We start from the raw sequence: 16566 nt of genomic DNA, 5'->3' as shown, positions 1-16566 counted from the left end.
GCGACAATGGCGCGGTTCACACCGCCGATCCCGGGGAGTCCACCGTGTCGTTGCCCCCGCTCGTCGAGCCCGCCGCCGAGCTGACCGTTGACGAGATCCGCCGCTACTCCCGCCACCTGATCATTCCGGACGTCGGGGTGACCGGGCAGAAGCGGTTGAAGAACGCCCGGGTGCTCTGTGTCGGCGCCGGTGGCCTCGGGTCGCCCGCCCTGCTGTACCTCGCCGCGGCCGGGGTCGGCACGCTCGGCATCATCGACTTCGACACCGTCGACGAGTCCAACCTCCAGCGCCAGGTCATCCACGGCGTGTCCGACGTCGGCCGGTCCAAGGCCGAGTCCGCCGCCGCGTCGATCCGCGAGATCAACCCGCTGGTCAACGTGGAGATCCACAACACCGCGCTGGACCGGGACAACGTCCGCGAGATCTTCGCCCAGTACGACCTGATCGTCGACGGCACCGACAACTTCGCCACCCGGTACATGGTCAACGACGCGGCGGTGCTGCTCGGCAAGCCGTACGTCTGGGGCTCGATCTACCGTTTCGACGGCCAGGCGTCGGTGTTCTGGGCCGAGCATGGCCCCTGCTACCGGTGCCTCTACCCGGAGCCGCCGCCGCCCGGCATGGTTCCGTCCTGCGCCGAGGGTGGCGTGCTCGGTGTCCTCTGCGCGTCGATCGGCTCGATCCAGGTGAACGAGGCGATCAAGCTGCTCACCGGCATCGGCGAGCCGCTGGTCGGCCGGCTGATGGTCTACGACGCGCTGGAGATGGAATACCGCAAGATCAAGGTTCGCAAGGACCCGAACTGCGCGCTCTGCGGCGAGAACCCGACGGTCACCGACCTGCTGGAGGACTACGAGGACTTCTGCGGCGCGGTCTCCGACGAGGCACAGGAGGCGACGGTCGACTCGACCATCACCGCGCTGGAGCTCAAGGAGTGGCAGGACGCCGGCAAGGACATCTTCCTGGTCGACGTCCGGGAGCCGGCCGAGTACGAGATCGTCCGGATCCCCGGCGCCACCCTGATCCCCAAGGGCGACATCATCTCCGGTGAGGCGCTGGCCCAGCTGCCGCAGGACCGGCAGATCGTGCTGCACTGCAAGTCCGGCGTCCGCTCGGCGGAGGCGCTCGCCGCGCTCAAGGCGGCCGGGTTCCGCGACGCCGTGCACGTGCAGGGCGGCGTGCTCTCCTGGATCAAGCAGATCGACCCCGCGCTGCCCGCGTACTGACCGGCCCGAGCCGGGGTGGCCGACACCGCCGCCCCGGCTCCCGCACGGGAGTGCCGGGCCCGCCGGCCGGGATGCGCCGGCGAATCGACGCAGGCGGCTCCAAGCGGCCCTTTGCCCGGAGCGACGCAGCCATTCCCGGCTGGCCGATTCCCCGAGGCGGTATCGCGTCTGCGCAGGTAGCGTCTCCGCCGTGGTCGACTTGGATGCCGCGATCGGGTTCGTCGTGGCGCACGGGGACGCGGTGGAGCGTGCCCGACTCTCCTGGCTGCGCAACGGCACGCCGGTGCCCGACGAGCTGCTGGAGACCGCCGAGATCGGCCAGGCACCCGACGGCGGCTGGCCGGCGACCTGGGGCGGCGAGATCGCGTCGATCGACGCCACCTGCTTCCGGCTCGCCGAGCTGGACGACCTGGGCGCGCTCGGTCGTCCCGCCGCCCGCCGGGCACTGGACTGGCTGGCCTCCCGTCAGCAGGCCGACGGTGGCTGGGACGAGGACCCGACACTGGCCGGCTCGGCTCCGGAGTGGGCCCGCCCCGGCGATCCGGAGGCAGGGCTTTTCCTCACCGCCAACGCCGGCTTCTGGCTCACCGTGGCCGGCCTGGACGCCCGTGCCGCGGGTCCGCTCGATCACCGGGTCGGAGGGGCGTACGCGGGGGTGGTGCAGGCGGCCGCCCACTCGCTCGCCGTGCGGCTGCACCCGGACGGCAGTTGGCCGTCCTTCCTCGCCGCCGGCTGGCTGAGCGCGGCCGTGCTGCACCGCCAGGACATGTTCCAGGAGTCCGCGCGGATCCAGGTGGTGCTCGCCGAGCGGATGCCCAAGATGTCCCCGGGGGACGTGGCCTGGCTGGCGGCCACGCTGCGCCGGGTCGGCATCGACCCGCAGGACTGGATCATGGTCCGGGCCCTGCGCCGCCTGGCCGAGACCCAGCGCAGCGACGGTGGCTGGGAGAGCGACGACGGGCACCAGTTCGACGTGCACTCCACGCTGTCCGCCATCCGGGCCTGCCGGCCGGCGACCAGCTGAGGCCCTCGGCTCTAGCGCAGGTGCCCGTTCCCGGTGACCACGTACTTGGTGCTGGTCAGCTCGGGCAGGCCCATCGGACCCCGGGCGTGCAGCTTCTGCGTCGAGATGCCGATCTCCGCGCCGAATCCGAACTCGCCCCCGTCCGTGAACCGGGTCGAGGCGTTCACCATCACCGCCGCCGCGTCCACCCGGGCGACGAACTCCCGGGCCGCGCTCGCCGAGTCGGTGAGAATCGCCTCGGTGTGCCCGGTGCCGTACCGCCGGATGTGCGCGACCGCCGCGTCGAGCGAGTCGACGACCGTGACGGAGATGTCCGCTGAGAGGTATTCGGTGGCGTAGTCCTCCTCGGTGGCCGGGACCACGGCGGCGGAATGTTCGGCCACCTCGGGCGAGCCGTGCACGGTCACCCCGGCCTCGGCGAACGCGGCCAGCATCGGCGGCAGGAACGCGTCGGCGACGCCCGCGTGCACCAGCAGCGACTCGGCGGTGTTGCAGGTGGAGAGGCGCTGGGTCTTCGCGTTCAGCGTCACCGCCACGGCCTGCGCCACGTCCGCTGCGGCGTCCACGTAGACGTGGCAGTTGCCCACCCCCGTCTCGATGACCGGCACGGTGGACTCTTCGACCACGGTGCGGATCAGCGACGCGCCGCCGCGCGGGATCAGCACGTCGACCAGCCCCCGGGCGCGCATCAGCTCCTTGACCGACTCCCGGGAGCTGGCGTCGAGCAGCTGCACCGCGTCGGCCGGCAGCCCGGCCCCGGCGACCGCGTCGCGCAGCACCGCGACGAGCGCGGCGTTGGAGTGCGCGGCCGACGACGACCCGCGCAGCAGCGCCGCGTTGCCGGACTTCAGGCAGATCCCGGCCGCGTCCACGGTCACGTTGGGGCGTGCCTCGTAGATGATCCCGACCACCCCGAACGGCACCCGGATCTGGCGCAGCTCCAGCCCGTTGGGCAGGGTCGAGCCGCGGACCACCTCGCCGACCGGGTCGGGCAGCGCGGCCATCTGGTGCAGCGCGTCGGCGATGCCGGCCACCCTGCCCGCGTCGAGGGCGAGCCGGTCCAGCACGGCCGCGCTCAGCCCGGCCTCCCGGCCGGCCGCCAGGTCCGTCGCGTTCGCGGCCAGGATCTCCGGGGTACGCGCCACCAGCGCGTCGGCCATCGCGGCCAGCGCGGCGTCCTTGGCGGTACGCGTCGCCACGGCCAGCGTCTCCGCCGCCGCCCGTGCCCGCCGGGCCTGCTCGCTCACGCTCATCGGTCACTCCTCGCGTTAGGAAGGGCCCCTTGTACAACGCCAGGCGTTAACAAGGTGCCCTTGCTTACAGCAGGACGAGGTCGTCGCGGTGGACGACCTCCCGCTCGTACGCCGGGCCGAGCGCCGCGGCGAGTTCGGAGGTGGAGCGACCGAGCAGCCCGGGCAGCTCCACCGCGTCGTAGTTGACCAGCCCGCGCGCGACCGGCGCGCCGCCGGCGTCCACCAGGTCGACCGGGTCCCCGGCGGTGAACGTCCCGTCCACCGCGGTGATGCCGGCGGGCAGCAGCGACTTGCGCCGCCCGACGACGGCGGCCACCGCGCCCGGGTCGAGGTGCAGCCGTCCCCGTGGGGAGGTGGCGTGGGCCAGCCAGAACAGTCGTGCCGCCGGGCGCTGCCGCTGCGGGTGGAACAGCGTGCCGACCGGCTCGCCGGCCAGCGCAGGCGCGGCCAGGTCGGCGCCGGTGAGCACCACCGGGATGCCGAAGCCGGTGGCGATCCGGGCCGCCTCGACCTTGGTCACCATGCCGCCGGTGCCGACCCCGGATCGCCCGGCCCCGCCGATGGTGATCCCGGCGAGGTCCTTCTCGTCGCGGACCTCGGTGATCCGGGTGGAGTGCGGCCGGGTCGGGTCACCGGTCCAGAGCGCGTCCACGTCGGAGAGCAGCACCAGCAGGTCGGCGTGCACGAGCGCGGCCACCAGGGCGGCCAGCCGGTCGTTGTCGCCGAACCGGATCTCCTCGGTGGCCACCGTGTCGTTCTCGTTGACGATCGGCACCGCGTGCAGGTCGAGCAGCTTGCGCAGGGTGCGGTACGCGTTGCGGTAGTGCGCCCGTCGGGTCACGTCGTCGACGGTGAGCAGCACCTGCCCGACGGTCAGGCCGTGCCGGGCGAAGGCCGCCGCGTACCGGCCGATCAGCAGGCCCTGGCCGACGCTGGCGGCGGCCTGCTGGGTGGCCAGGTCACGCGGGCGTCGGGTCAGCCCGAGTGGGGCCAGGCCGGCGGCGATCGCGCCCGAGGAGACGAGCACCACCTCGCGCCCCTCAGTGGCGAGCCGACCGAGGGTGTCGACCAGCGCGTCGACCCGCTCGTCGGCCAGCCCGCCGGTGGCGGTGGTCAACGAGGAGGATCCGATCTTGACGACGACCCGTCGGGCCGCCGTGACTGCGTCGCGCACCCGCCCATTCTGCGTGGTCGGTGCGGCGGGGCCCGGTTGCGTTCCCATATCGTGGCGGACTGTGACACCTGACGAGTACGTCGAGGCGGTCCTCGACCTGGTCGAGCGGATTCCGGAGGGCCGGGTGATGTCGTACGGCGGGGTCGCCGACGCGCTCGCCGAGCGCTCCGGCCGCACCTCGGCCCGGCTGGTGGGCAGCATCATGGCCCGACACGGCGGCTCGGTGCCCTGGCACCGGGTGGTCACCTCCGCGGGCCGGCTGCCCCCGGGGCACGAGCGGGAGGCGCGGGCCCGACTGCGCGCCGAGGGGGCACCACTGCGCGGTGCGGGAGTGGACATCCGGGTGGCGGCTTGGTCGCCGGAGGAGGGGATGTGACCTCCGCCATAACGTGAGTAACATTCGGCCCCATGAACCCGCCGCCGGGTGATGCCGGCTCACCAGCCGCCGGCCCGTTGCCCCGGCTGGTGCACGCCGGATACGCGCTCGGCTCCCTGGCCACCGGCGCGTTCGGCACCGTCCCCGGGCTCCTGCTGCTGCCGTATCTGACCGACACACTCGGGGTGGCCGCCGGGGTGGCCGCCCTGCTGGTGCTGCTACCCAAGGCATGGGACGTGCTGGTCAACCCGGTCGCCGGGCGGATCTCCGACCGCACCCGGTCCCGCTGGGGCGCCCGCCGCCCATACCTGCTCATCGCCGGCCTCGCGCTCGCCGTGCTCTTCGCGGCCATCTTCGCCGCGCCCTTCGACGGTGGTCCCGCCGCGGCGGCGTACGTGGCGTTCGCCTTCCTCGCCACCGCCACCGCATTCGCCTTCTTCCAGGTGCCGTACGTGGCGATGCCGGCCGAGTTGACCGACGACTACACCGAGCGCACGCGGTTGATGACTTGGCGGATCGCCGTGCTGGCGCTGGCCATCCTGGTCTCCGGCGCGGTCGCCCCGCTGGTGGTGACAGCCGGCGGCGACGGTGTGCCCGGGCACCGGTGGATGGGGTTGTTCGTGGCGGTGCTGATCGCCCTCGGCGCCGTCGGCGCGTTCCTCGGCACCCGGTCCGCGCCGACCGGCACGGTGGGCGGCAGCGAGCCCACACTCCGCGCCCAGCTCGCCGTCGCCGGTGCCAACCGGCCGTTCCGGGCGCTGCTGATCTGCTTCGTGGTGCAGTCCGCCGGGGTGGCGACCATCCTGGCCGGGGTCAACTACTTCGCCGGGCAGATCCTGCGCGACGAGCAGAGCGGCCCGACGTTGCTCTTCGTCTGCTTCGTCGGACCGGCGCTGCTGGTGATGCCGGTCTGGACCCGGGTCGGCGCCCGGCTGGGCAAACGGGCCGCCCTGGCCGCCGCCGCGCTGATCCTCGCCGCCGGTGCGCTCGCCCTGGTCGCCGCGCCGGTGCTGCCGGCGGTCGCGGTCTACCTGCTGGTCGCGGTGATCGGCGTCGGGTACGCCGGGCAGCAGGTGTTCGCACTGGCCATGCTGCCGGACTGCATCGCGTACGACACCGCGCGCACCGGCCGGCGGCAGGCGGGCGTGTTCACCGGGATCTGGACCGCCGGGGAGACCTTCGGCCTGGCCCTCGGCCCGGGCATCTACGGTCTGGTGCTCCAGCTCTCCGGCTACGTCTCCTCCGACACCGGCACCGCCGCCGCGCAGTCCGACCTCGCCCGCCTCGGCGTCCTGCTCGGCTTCACCGTTCTGCCCGCCCTCCTGGTGGGCCCGCCGGTCCTCCTGCTCCGCCGCTACACCCTGACTCCCGCCGTCCTGGCCGCCGCCACGCACCACCAGAGCGTCGATCATGGAGTTGTGGTGGGGGACGAAAACCGCTGACCATCACGAGAAGGGCACCACGAGTCCATGATCGACGAGAACAGGGTGGGGGCTGGGGCGCTTTCCGCCGACGGGATGGCGGCGGAGGACGTTCTCGCCGAGGTTCGTGCGCTGCGCGCGGGTGACCGGCCTACGCACGGTGGGCGGTTGTTCGCCTACGTGTACGACCCCGCGGTGCCCGGCCTGGACGAGCTGGCGGCCGCCGCGCACCGCGAGAGCGCGCACGTCAACGGGTTAGACCCGACCGCGTTTCCGTCCCTGCTGGCCATGGAGAACGCGCTGGTCGCCGCAGCCGGCTGGGTGCTCGGCGGTGGGCCGGGCACGACCGCCCCGGACGTCGTCGGCAGCGTCACCAGCGGCGGCACCGAGTCGCTGATCCTCGCGGTCAAGGCGGCCCGGGACGCCCACCCGGAGCAGGCCGCACCCCGGATCGTGGTGCCGGCGAGCGCGCACGCGGCGTTCGCCAAGGCGGCGCACTACCTGCGGGTGGCGCTGGACGTGGTGCCGGTCTCCCCGGACACGCTGCGCCCCGACCCGGCCGCGATGGCCGCCGCGATCCGCCCGGAGACGGTGCTGGTGGCCTGCTCCGCGCCGTCGTACGCGCACGGTGTGGTGGACCCGGTCGAGGAGATCGCCGCGGCGGCGGCCCGCGCCGGGGTGCGCTGCCACGTGGACGCCTGCTTCGGCGGCTGGACCCTGCCGTACCTGCGCCGCCTCGGCGAGCCGGTGCCGCCGTTCGACTTCTCGGTGCCGGGGGTCACCTCCATCTCGGTGGACCTGCACAAGTATGCGTACGCGCCGAAGGGCGTGTCGGTGCTGCTGCACCGTGACGCCGCCCTGCGCGCCCCGCAGTACTTCGCGTACGCGGACTGGCCCGGCTACACCATGATCAATCCGGTGATCGCGTCCACCCGCTCGGGTGGGCCGATCGCCGCCGCGTACGCGACCCTGCGGCACCTCGGCGACGCCGGATACCTGGCGTTGGCCGAGCGCACCCGGGACGCGGTGGCCGGGCTGGCCGCCGCCGTGCGCGGGGTCGACGGGCTGCGGCTGATGGCCGAGCCGGAGTCCACGGTGGTCTGCTTCACCGCCACCGAGGACGGGCCCGACCTGTTCGTCCTGGTCGACGAGTTGACGGCGCGCGGCTGGCACACCCAGCCCCAGCTGTCGTACGCCGGTCTGCCGGCGAGCGTGCACCTCACGGTGACCGCCGCGGTGGCGCCCCGGGTGCCCGAGTTCGGGCCGGACCTGAGCGAGGCGGTGGCGGCGGCGCGGGCGGCCGGGCCGGTCGCGCTGCCCCCCGAGTTGGCAGCCCTGGCCGGCGCCCTCACCCCGGACGCGTTGACCCCGGAGCTGGTGGCGGGTCTGGCCGCCGGACTGGGGCTGGGCGCCGAACCGGACGACGGCTCGGGCCCGGACGGCGAATCGAGCGCCGCGCCGCTCCCGGAGCGGATGGCGGTGGTGAACACGCTGCTCGACGCCGCTCCGGCGGCGTTGCGCGAGCGGCTGCTGGTGGAGTTCGTCGGCCTGCTGCAACGCCCGTCCTGGTGACCGGTGGGGTGGCGGTCAGCCCGCCACCCCAGGGTCGATCAGGCGCAGCCCGGCGAAAGCTCCGGCCGGCCTGCGCCGCCGGAGGACATCCGGCGGCGCGGCCAGTCAGCTGGCGGGCAGCTTCAAGTCGGTACGGGCCGTGTTGTCGTCGGACGAGCGGTCGGCCGGGAAGCTCCCGCTCACGTTGGCCCGCACGGTGAGCGCACAGCCGGTGAGGGTCCGTGCCGGTCCGCCCGGGGCGATGTTCACCGTGACGCCGATCCGGTACGACCGGGTACCGCCGGAGGGAATCGGCCCGTCGCCGGTGCAGAACATCGTCTTGAGGTCGTCGGTCTGGCCCTGATTGAAGCAGCCGCCGATGTTCGTGCCATTCAGGTCGATCGTCGCCTCGACGGGCAGCACCACGATCAGGTCACCAGCGTCGTATGCCCGGGTGCCGGCGTTGCCCATCGTGATGGTGAGTGATCCGGTGTAGCCGGCGTCGGACGGCCGCAGGGTGAGGATGCGGGGGGCGCTGATCGACAGGTCGATGTATCGGGTCGAGGTCGGTGTGGGGGTGGGGCGGGAGCTGGTCGAGCCGGTGGGATGGGGGGTGGGGGACCGCGTCGCACTCGGCGTCGCCGAACGGCTCGGCGGGAGCGTCGGCGATTCGCTGGGTGTGGGACCCGACGGGCTGCTCGGCAGGACCGAGGGGAGATCGGTAGCTGTCGGGCTGGCGATGACACCGGTGGGCGGCGGAGCGGCCAAGGGTCGGGCCAGGCTCACCCCGCCGATTGCGGCGGCGACCACCGCAGCGGCGATCCCCGGGGCCACCGCCCGGTTCCGAAGCCGGCGGTACGCCCGTCGACGCGGCACGTCCGGATCCGGTTCGGCGACCTGCCGGAGGCTGACGGTGTTCAGCTCGTTGAAGGCGGCCGACAACCGATCCGCTCGCTCGTTGCGCTGTTCCATCTAGTCCGCCCTCCTCTCGGTCGGGTCGTCGACCGTCGCGGGTTCGCGACCGGTGCGCTCGGGTTCGTGCTCTGCCAGGCAGTCGGCCAGTGTTGCCCGGGCTCGGTGTAGCCAGGACTTGACCGTGCCGGGGGCCACCCCGCAGTCCTCGGCGATCTCACCGACGGTCAGACCGGCCAGGTAGTGCAGGACCACCGCGCGCCGATGGTTGACCGGCAGGGTGGCCAGGGCGGCGGCGAGCACCACCCGGTCCGGACCTGGCCCGTTCACCACCTCCACCCGCTGCCGAAGGCTGAACAGCCGGGCGGTGCGCAGGCGGTGCCACCGGCTGATCGCGATGTTCCAGGCGACCCGGCGGACCCAGGCCACCGGATCGTCGTACCGGGAGATCCGGTGCCAACGGGGCCAGGCCCGACTGAACGCCTCCTGCACCAGGTCCTGCGCTTCGCTCATGTCTGCGACGAACGCGTACAGCTGGACCACCAGCGGCTGGAAGTGTCGGCGGTAGACCTCGTCGAAGGTGGGGCCGTCGTCGTGCGCGGCCATCCCGCTCACCTCGATGTGCAGACGCGCGGGGGACGGCGCCGCATCGGGCGAGGTGGGCGTGCGCGGCCGCAGGAACACCTGCGGCCGCGCCCCAGCCGATGACATGTCCGTCAGCCGGCGGTGACGTCGAAGCTGGCGGTGTTGTCGGCCGGGTCGACGTCGGTCAGCACGTCGCCCCAGCCGAAGGTGGCGTCCAGCAGCACCGAGCCGGTGCCGAGGTCCCCGGGGGACACCTCGGCGGGTGCCTGGATCAGCAGCGAGACCTCTCGTTCCTCGCCCGGCATGAACCCGCCGCCGGCCACCAGGCAACTCGCCGAGCAGGCCTCGACGGGTTCGATGCCGACGATCCCGACCCCGCTCGGCAGCGTCGGGGTGAGCCAGTACCCGTCGTGCGGCGCGTCACCGGCGACCCGGACGGTCACCGGCACCCGGCCGAGCCAGCTCCCGTCTTCCTGACGCGTCAGGGCTGCGGGGCCGGCGGCAACCGCCGCGTCCGTGCTCGTGTCCCGCACGTACGGTCGAGGGGCGCGCAGCGAGCCGGTCGTCGCGCGGAACAGCGCGGCGAAGGTGGCCGTGTCGTTCTTCGGGTTCCGGTCCCCGGTCGTGACGCCGATCTGCCCACCGGAGGTGATCATCGGATACGGCCGGGTGGTGGTGAGCACCCGGAAGTCGACGGTGAACCTCCGTCGCTCGTCCCGTTGCAGCACACCACCCGGCACCTGGCAGTAGATCGTCCGCGCTGGCTGGGCCACGCCGTAGGAGCAGGGGGCGGCCGGGTCGAGTCCGGCGAAGGTGCCGGGGACCGGCTCGGTGATCGTCAGGTCGAGGTAGGACGCCTCGTTGCCGCGGTAGGTGACGGTCACCGGAAGGCTGCCCGCGTACCCCCGGTCGGTCGGCTCGAGCACCAGCCGCCCGACGGAGATCGCCGTGTCGCGTGGGGCGGCGACGGCCGTCCCGGGCAGACTGGTCAGCGCAACCGCCGTGCCCAGGGCGCCGGCCACGAGCCCGCGGGTGATGGTTCTGGTCATCTTCGTTGCTCCGTTCCCCGTAGTGCCGCCCCCCGTTAACCGGGTGGCGGTGATGCGAGCAAGACACCGGAAGAGCCCCGCGACGGTTGCGGGGGAGCCAACCGCCGAGCTGTCAGAAGCGCGACAGTTCATCGCCGCCAGCACGGGTCCGTCGGCCTGCTGCAACGCCCGTCCTGGTGACCGGTGGGGTGGCGGTCAGCCCGCCACCCCGCCGACCGTTCACCGGTACGCCATCGTGTCCTCGTTGTTCCCGAGGTCGGGATCGATCAGGTAGTGCCCACCGGGGCCGGCTGCCGTGCCGCGCACCGTCGCCGTGCCCGGTGCCAGCTCGGTGCCCGGGGGCAGCCGCACGCCGAGGCGCACCGTCAGCTCGCCGTTCGCCTCGATCGGACCGAGTCGGCACAGCAGCGGGGGACGGTACTCCCCGACGTTCGGCCCGCAGCCGGACCAGGCGGGGCCGTCCGGCGCGAGGGAGGCCGGCAGGTCCAGTTCGAGGAGAACCTCGTCGGCGCGCCGGTCCCCGACGGCGCGGATCCGCACCTCGACGGCGCCGACCCGGGACCCGTCGGTGGGGTCGTCGGCCAGGACGAGGTCCTTCGCGGTCACCGTCAGGTTGGTGGAGTACGGGTTCGGGCCGAACGAAGTAGGACCCTCGACCTGCGAGAACCGCTCGCCCGTCCAGCGGTACCCGCGCCACTGCCGCTGGGACCACTCGCCCGGCCAGCCACCGCCCGGGTGCAGGTCGGCCACCTCCACTCGGACGGTGCCGTCGGAACGGCCGTCCAGCGCGGTCAACCACTGCGGCTTCTCGCGGCTGGTGGCCACCACCCGGCCGATCGTGACGATCCTGCCTGCCTCGTCCCGATCGAACGCGACGACCTGCTGCGGGCCACCGCTGCCGAACGAACACAGCAGCATGGCCACCGTCTCGGTCGCACCGTCGCCGTCGACGTCGGCGTAGTCGATCGCCTCGATGGCGTTCGTTCCCTCCTTGGCGATGCGCGGGTCGCCGACCAACCGGACCGTGTTCACCGGGCAGTCGGGTGGCCCTGATCGCCAGGCCGGCAGGTCCACCGGTGCGGCGACCAGTTGGGCCCGGCTGAGCCGCCCGTCCGGAGCCGTGGGCCGGGTGGGGCTGGCACTGGTCGTCGAGGGCGTGCCGACGGGGCTCGGTGACAGGCTCGACGTCGGGCTCGCGGTCACGCTCGGGGTGGGCGGCAGCGGCCCGGGTGCCGGGCCGGGGCGGTTCAGGGCCGCGTACCCGACTGCAGGGCCGCCCAGCAGCGCGACCGCCACCGATGCGGCCGTGGCGCGGTGACGCCGCCGCCGGCGGCGAACCGTCCGACGGACCTCCGCGGGCCCCGGCACCTCGATCTCGGCCAGCAGCACGCTGCGGTACCGGTTGAACTCCCCGGCGAGGTCGACGTTCTCCAGCTCAGGCACTTTCCGCCCCCTCCGTGGTGTCGCGCAGATACCCGGCGAGCGTCGTCCGGCTCCGGTGCAGCCAGGACTTGACGGTGCCCTCGGCGACCCGTTCCTGAGCCGCGATCTCGGCCACCGTCAGGTCGGCGAGATAGTGCAGCACCACGGCCCGGCGCTGGCGCGGCGGCAACTTCGCCAGCGCGACGTCGAGCGCCACCCGGTCCGGCGTCGGTCCCGCGACGTGCGTCTCCCGTTGCCGCAGCAGGTAGGCCTGCGCGGTGCGCAGCCGTCGCCACCGGTTGTGGCCGAGGTTCCAGGCCACCCTGCGGACCCAGGCCAGCGGGTCGTCGTAGCCGGCCAACCGATTCCACTGCGCGAACGCCTTGCAGAAGGCCTCCTGAACCAGGTCCTGCGCGTGGCCGCGGTCCCCGGTGTAGGCGGTGAGCTGGACCACGAGGCCCCGGTAGTGCGCGTGGTAGAAGTCGTCGAAGCTCATCTCGGCCTGATCGGGCCCGGTGTCCTGAAGGTGGTCCGGCGGGGGCTCACCCGCCCGAACGTCTCTCGTCACACTCACTCGCTCTCCCCCGTGGCGTACCGGCATCGGGCACCCCGACAGAGGTGACACACCGCGCCGCCGGGGAAGGTTGCGACTGCCGGGAAGCCGACTGTGCCACGGCTCACATCGATTGGGGCGGATCCACCCCCCGACGTGTCGGGGCAGGGCCATGGCCTGCGCCGAGCGGCCACCCGGTCGCGTTCGGTCGCTGTGGTTGACTGTCTGGTGGGGGACAGGAAGGGGACGCTCGTGCAGCTGCCGGCAGTGCTCGGCGAGCCGATCCGGTTCGTGCTGAACTGGGGCCGCCGCTACTCGCTCTGGGTCTTCAACTTCGGCCTGGCCTGCTGCGCGATCGAGTTCATCGCCACCAGCATGGGTCGGCACGACTTCATCCGGCTCGGCGTGATCCCGTTCGCCCACGGCCCCCGGCAGGCCGACCTGATGGTGGTCTCCGGCACGGTGACCGACAAGATGGCCCCGGCGATCAAGCGGCTCTACGACCAGATGCCGGAGCCGAAGTACGTCATCTCGTTCGGCGCCTGCTCCAACTGTGGTGGCCCCTACTGGGACTCGTACTCGGTGACCAAGGGCGTCGACCAGCTCATCCCGGTCGACGTCTACGTGCCCGGCTGCCCGCCCCGGCCGGAGGCGCTGCTGCACGGCATCCTGCGCCTCCAGGAGAAGATCGCCGCCGAGCAGTCCGGCGTCGGTGGGGTGTCCCGCCCGGATCTGCTCGCCCCGCCGGTCGACGCGCCGCCCCGCGACGGCTCCGCCCCGCGCTCCGTCGACTCGCTCACCGCCCCGCCGGTCCGCCCACCCGCCGCCGGCTGACGTCCGCACCGGCATCGGCCCGTCGGCCGAGCGGACCAGTCGGTCGTCCGACGCCCCGGGTGGTCCGGGCGAGCTAGCCTGCGCACCATGAGCAACTCGGTGGACCAGCGGTCAGCCCACATCGTCGACGTGCTGACCGAGGAGTTCGGCGCGTCCATGGCGATCGACCCGGCCGCCTTTCGCCGCAAGTTCCGCAAGATGGCCGCCTCACCCTTCGCCTTCTACCGGGGCAGCGCCGCCCTGTTCTACGCCGACCAGCGCGGCGACTGCGCCGACGACCGGTTCCTGGACGAGCGGACCAGCCGGGTGTGGATCCACGGTGACCTGCACGCCGAGAACTTCGGCACCTACATGAACGCGTCCGGGCAGCTGGTGTTCAACGTCAACGACTTCGACGAGGCGTACGTCGGGCCGTTCACCTGGGACCTGCGACGGTTCGCCGCCAGCGTCGCGCTGCTCGGCTACAGCAAGGCGCTCTCCGACACGGTGATCGGCGAGCTGGTGGCCGGCTTCGCCGGGTCGTACCTGACCGAGCTGCGGGCGATCGCCGCCGGCGGGGACGACGCCATCGGCTCGATCACCCTGGACAACGCCGACGGGGTGCTGCGCCGGGTGCTCCAGCAGGCCCGGCTGAACACCCGGGTCGACCTGCTCGCCGAGCAGACCACCGTCGACAACTACGAGCGGCGCTTCTCCGTCGGCGACGGGGTCTTCGAGGTCGACGGGGACACCCGCGCCAAGGTGCTCGCCGCCTTCGAGGAGTACTTGGGCACGCTGCCCGCCGCCTCGGCTCGGCTGCGCCCGGTGGCGACGCGGATCAAGGACGTGGTGCTGCGCAAGGGGGTGGGCATCGGCTCGGCCGGGCTGCCGTCGTACAACCTGCTGCTGGAGGGCCACACCCAGGCACTGGAGAACGACGTCGTCATCTACATGAAGCAGGCGCAGGTGCCGGCGGTGACCCGGTACGTGTCCGACGAGTCGGTGCGCGGCTACTTCCAGCACCAGGGCCACCGGACCGCGGAGTCGCAGCGGGCGTTGCAGGCGCACGCCGACCCGTGGCTCGGCTTCACCGAGCTGGACGGGGCCGGCCAGCTGGTCGCCGAGGTCTCCCCGTACGCCGCCGACCTGGACTGGTCCGACGTCAACGAGCCGGAGGAGCTGACCGGGGTGCTCGCCGACCTCGGCCGGGCGGTGGCGCGGATGCACTCCGTCGCCGACGACGAGTCCAGCCACGACCTGGTGGACTACTCCACCGAGGAGGCGATCGTGGCCGCCGTGGAGACCGACGAGCGGGGCTTCGTCACCCACCTGGTGGAGTTCGCGCACGCGTACGGGGTGCGCGCCCGGCAGGACCACCAGCTCTTCGTGGACCTGTTCCGCAACGGCCGGCTGCCCGGCATCTGACCGGCCCGCCCGCCGCTCAGACCCCGAACTCCAGCACCACCTTGATGTCGTCCGGCTCTGCGGTGTACGCCTCGGCGTACCGGTCGACCTGCACGCGCCGGGTGAGCAGCGACTCCAACCAGGGCTGCTCGGCGCGGCTGAGCGCCTGAGCGGCCATGCTCCAGTGCCGGCGGTTGGCGTTGACCGAGCCGAAGACCACGTTGTTCTCCAGGACCAGCGCCCGGTTGAGCGCGCCGGCGTCGAAGTCGATGCTCCGGCCGCCGCTGGACACCCCGGCCAGGCAGACGATCCCGGTCTGGCCCGCCTTGCACATCACGTCGAGGACCACGGTCGGGGCGCCGGTGCACTCGACCACCACGTCCGGCTCGAAGGGCAGGTCGTTGACCGGCACCGTGTGGTACGTGGCGCCCAGCGCCGCGACCAGCTCCGGCTTCGGCCCCGAGGTCGCCCGGTCCAGCACGTGCACGGTGAGCCCGCGCTGGGTGGCGAGGAGCGCGGCCAGCAGCCCGATCGGCCCCGCCCCGGTCACCAGGACCGTCTGCGGCTGCCACTCGGCCCGGTGCCCGATCCGCTCGATGTGGTCCCACGCCTTGGCCACCACGCTGGTCGGCTCGAGCAGCACGCCAACCCGCGCCAGCGCCGGGTCGAGCCGGACCGCGAACCGGGGCTCGATCCGCCAGCGGTCGCGGGCGAACCCCGGCAGCGCCTTGATGCCGTGCTCGGTGAACTGCCCGTTGCGGCACATGTCCCACTCGCCGGCCGCGCAGTTGGGGCAGGGCACCGGGTCGGGGTGCCGGACGATCCCGGCCACCAGGTCACCGGGTTGAAAGGCGCCGCTCGGGTCTTCCAGCACCCGGCCCAACGACTCGTGTCCGATGATCAGGCGGTCCGAGCCGGGCGGCGCCTCGCCGTACTGCCCATCGATGATCTCGTGGTCGGTGCCGCAGATCCCCACCGCCAGCGCCTGGACCAGGACGGCGCCCTCCCCGGGCGCCGGCTCGGGCTGATCCTCGATGAGGCTCAGCGAGTTGGCGGTTCCGGGTTTCACGGTGACAGCGCGCACGCCCTCATCTTTCCCCGCCCAGCACCGGGCCGCCCCCCAAAGCCGGCAGATCGTCGGGCACCTCGGCTCCACTCGGCCCGAACGGCGACTTCCACACAGGCCCTAGGATCAGCGGCATGACTCCCGAAGAGGTCGGCGCTCGGCTGGTCGCGCTGCTCGCGCCGGTCGAGGCGACCCCGTCGGTCTCCGGCGGGCAGCGGTACGCGCGGGCCACCGTCGATGTTCCGCCGGGGAGCTGGCCGGACGCGCTGCGCGCCGCCCGCGACGACACCGAGCTGGCCTGCGACTTCTTCGACTGGCTCTCCGCCGTGGACGAGCTGGCCGAGGGCTTCGACGTGGTGGCGCACCTCTGGTCGACCCGGCTGCGGCGCGGCGTGTTGCTGCGTACCCGGCTGCCCCGCGGCGCGGCCACGGTGGCGTCGGTGGTCGATGTCTACCCGGGTGCCGCCTGGCACGAGCGGGAGACGCACGAGATGTTCGGCATCGGCTTCGACGGCCACGGGGAGCTGCGACCGCTGCTGCTGCCGCCGGAGTTCGAGGGCCATCCGCTGCGCAAGGAGTTCGTGCTCGCCTCCCGGGTGGCCAAGCCGTGGCCGGGTGCGAAGGAACCGGGCGAGTCCGAGGCCGGCGGTGGCCGCCGACCGATCCGCCCGCCGGGCGTGCCCGCTCCGGGCGAGTGGGGCACCACGCCCACCCCGGCCGGGGCGGGCGGGGCGGGG

16 protein-coding genes are annotated in these 16566 nt (G+C 73.2%); 8 read left to right on the top strand and 8 right to left on the bottom strand.

Annotated features, from left to right (window positions below; translation table 11 throughout):
• Window positions 1-44 precede the first annotated feature (44 nt).
• Entirely contained in the window at window positions 45-1226 is a 1182-nt protein-coding gene (gene moeZ, locus ACWD6N_RS25750; protein WP_387324521.1) for an adenylyltransferase/sulfurtransferase MoeZ, read from the top strand.
• Between the two features lie 139 nt (window positions 1227-1365).
• The gene (locus tag ACWD6N_RS25745; protein WP_387324647.1) at window positions 1366-2250 is read left to right on the top strand and encodes a prenyltransferase/squalene oxidase repeat-containing protein; all 885 of its coding nucleotides are present in this window, start codon (window positions 1366-1368) and stop codon (window positions 2248-2250) included.
• A gap of 11 nt (window positions 2251-2261) precedes the next feature.
• Here the strand turns inward: ACWD6N_RS25745 and ACWD6N_RS25740 are convergent, their stop codons facing one another.
• Together ACWD6N_RS25740 and proB are read right to left on the bottom strand one after the other, a co-directional pair.
• Window positions 2262-3503, bottom strand: a complete 1242-nt coding sequence (locus tag ACWD6N_RS25740) for a glutamate-5-semialdehyde dehydrogenase (RefSeq protein WP_354964840.1) — start codon at window positions 3501-3503, stop codon at window positions 2262-2264.
• A 64-nt stretch (window positions 3504-3567) separates the two neighbouring features.
• Complete coding sequence (proB, locus tag ACWD6N_RS25735; protein WP_354964839.1) at window positions 3568-4725, bottom strand: glutamate 5-kinase; 1158 nt, start codon at window positions 4723-4725, stop codon at window positions 3568-3570.
• Window positions 4726-4738: 13 nt separating this feature from the next.
• On the opposite strand from proB, the gene ACWD6N_RS25730 reads away from it, so the two are divergent.
• The 3 genes from ACWD6N_RS25730 to ACWD6N_RS25720 are packed head-to-tail and all read left to right on the top strand — an operon-like array spanning window position 4739 to window position 8046.
• Window positions 4739-5053: an MGMT family protein gene (locus ACWD6N_RS25730; protein ID WP_354964838.1), complete on the top strand. Its 315-nt coding sequence runs from the start codon at window positions 4739-4741 to the stop codon at window positions 5051-5053.
• A 32-nt stretch (window positions 5054-5085) separates the two neighbouring features.
• Window positions 5086-6495 carry an MFS transporter gene (locus ACWD6N_RS25725; protein WP_387324526.1) on the top strand — a complete coding sequence of 470 codons (1410 nt, stop codon included), beginning with the start codon at window positions 5086-5088 and terminating at the stop codon, window positions 6493-6495.
• 27 nt (window positions 6496-6522) lie between these two features.
• Window positions 6523-8046 carry a pyridoxal phosphate-dependent decarboxylase family protein gene (locus ACWD6N_RS25720; protein ID WP_387324529.1) on the top strand — a complete coding sequence of 508 codons (1524 nt, stop codon included), beginning with the start codon at window positions 6523-6525 and terminating at the stop codon, window positions 8044-8046.
• 105 nt (window positions 8047-8151) lie between these two features.
• Here ACWD6N_RS25720 and ACWD6N_RS25715 read toward each other — a convergent pair whose 3' ends face one another.
• From ACWD6N_RS25715 to ACWD6N_RS25695, 5 genes are all read right to left on the bottom strand, one after another.
• Entirely contained in the window at window positions 8152-8997 is an 846-nt protein-coding gene (locus ACWD6N_RS25715) for a hypothetical protein (protein WP_387324531.1), read from the bottom strand.
• Complete coding sequence (locus tag ACWD6N_RS25710) at window positions 8998-9543, bottom strand: RNA polymerase sigma factor (protein ID WP_387324534.1); 546 nt, start codon at window positions 9541-9543, stop codon at window positions 8998-9000.
• Between the two features lie 110 nt (window positions 9544-9653).
• Window positions 9654-10571 carry a hypothetical protein gene (locus ACWD6N_RS25705; RefSeq protein ID WP_354964833.1) on the bottom strand — a complete coding sequence of 306 codons (918 nt, stop codon included), beginning with the start codon at window positions 10569-10571 and terminating at the stop codon, window positions 9654-9656.
• A 219-nt stretch (window positions 10572-10790) separates the two neighbouring features.
• Window positions 10791-12014: a hypothetical protein gene (locus tag ACWD6N_RS25700; RefSeq protein WP_387324537.1), complete on the bottom strand. Its 1224-nt coding sequence runs from the start codon at window positions 12012-12014 to the stop codon at window positions 10791-10793.
• A complete protein-coding gene (locus ACWD6N_RS25695) occupies window positions 12007-12567 on the bottom strand; it encodes an RNA polymerase sigma factor (protein ID WP_354964831.1) in 561 nt (186 codons plus the stop codon). The genes ACWD6N_RS25700 and ACWD6N_RS25695 overlap by 8 nt, the downstream gene beginning before the upstream one ends.
• A gap of 231 nt (window positions 12568-12798) precedes the next feature.
• Between ACWD6N_RS25695 and ACWD6N_RS25690 the strand changes: the two genes are divergently transcribed.
• Window positions 12799-13380: an NADH-quinone oxidoreductase subunit B gene (locus ACWD6N_RS25690; RefSeq protein WP_354964830.1), complete on the top strand. Its 582-nt coding sequence runs from the start codon at window positions 12799-12801 to the stop codon at window positions 13378-13380.
• Between the two features lie 87 nt (window positions 13381-13467).
• On the top strand, window positions 13468-14784 hold the full coding sequence (locus ACWD6N_RS25685) for a DUF2252 domain-containing protein (protein ID WP_354964829.1): 1317 nt from the start codon (window positions 13468-13470) through the stop codon (window positions 14782-14784).
• A gap of 16 nt (window positions 14785-14800) precedes the next feature.
• Here the strand turns inward: ACWD6N_RS25685 and ACWD6N_RS25680 are convergent, their stop codons facing one another.
• A complete protein-coding gene (locus tag ACWD6N_RS25680; RefSeq protein ID WP_354964828.1) occupies window positions 14801-15847 on the bottom strand; it encodes a glucose 1-dehydrogenase in 1047 nt (348 codons plus the stop codon).
• A 116-nt stretch (window positions 15848-15963) separates the two neighbouring features.
• Between ACWD6N_RS25680 and ACWD6N_RS25675 the strand changes: the two genes are divergently transcribed.
• On the top strand, window positions 15964-16566 hold a 603-nt coding region (locus ACWD6N_RS25675; protein WP_450005205.1), incomplete at its 3' end, for an NADH-quinone oxidoreductase subunit C.

The sequence above is a fragment of the Micromonospora sp. NPDC005163 genome (genome assembly GCF_053599835.1).
The sequence above is the reverse complement of the archived record's forward strand: the minus strand, read 5'-3'. Positions and strand labels throughout refer to the sequence as shown.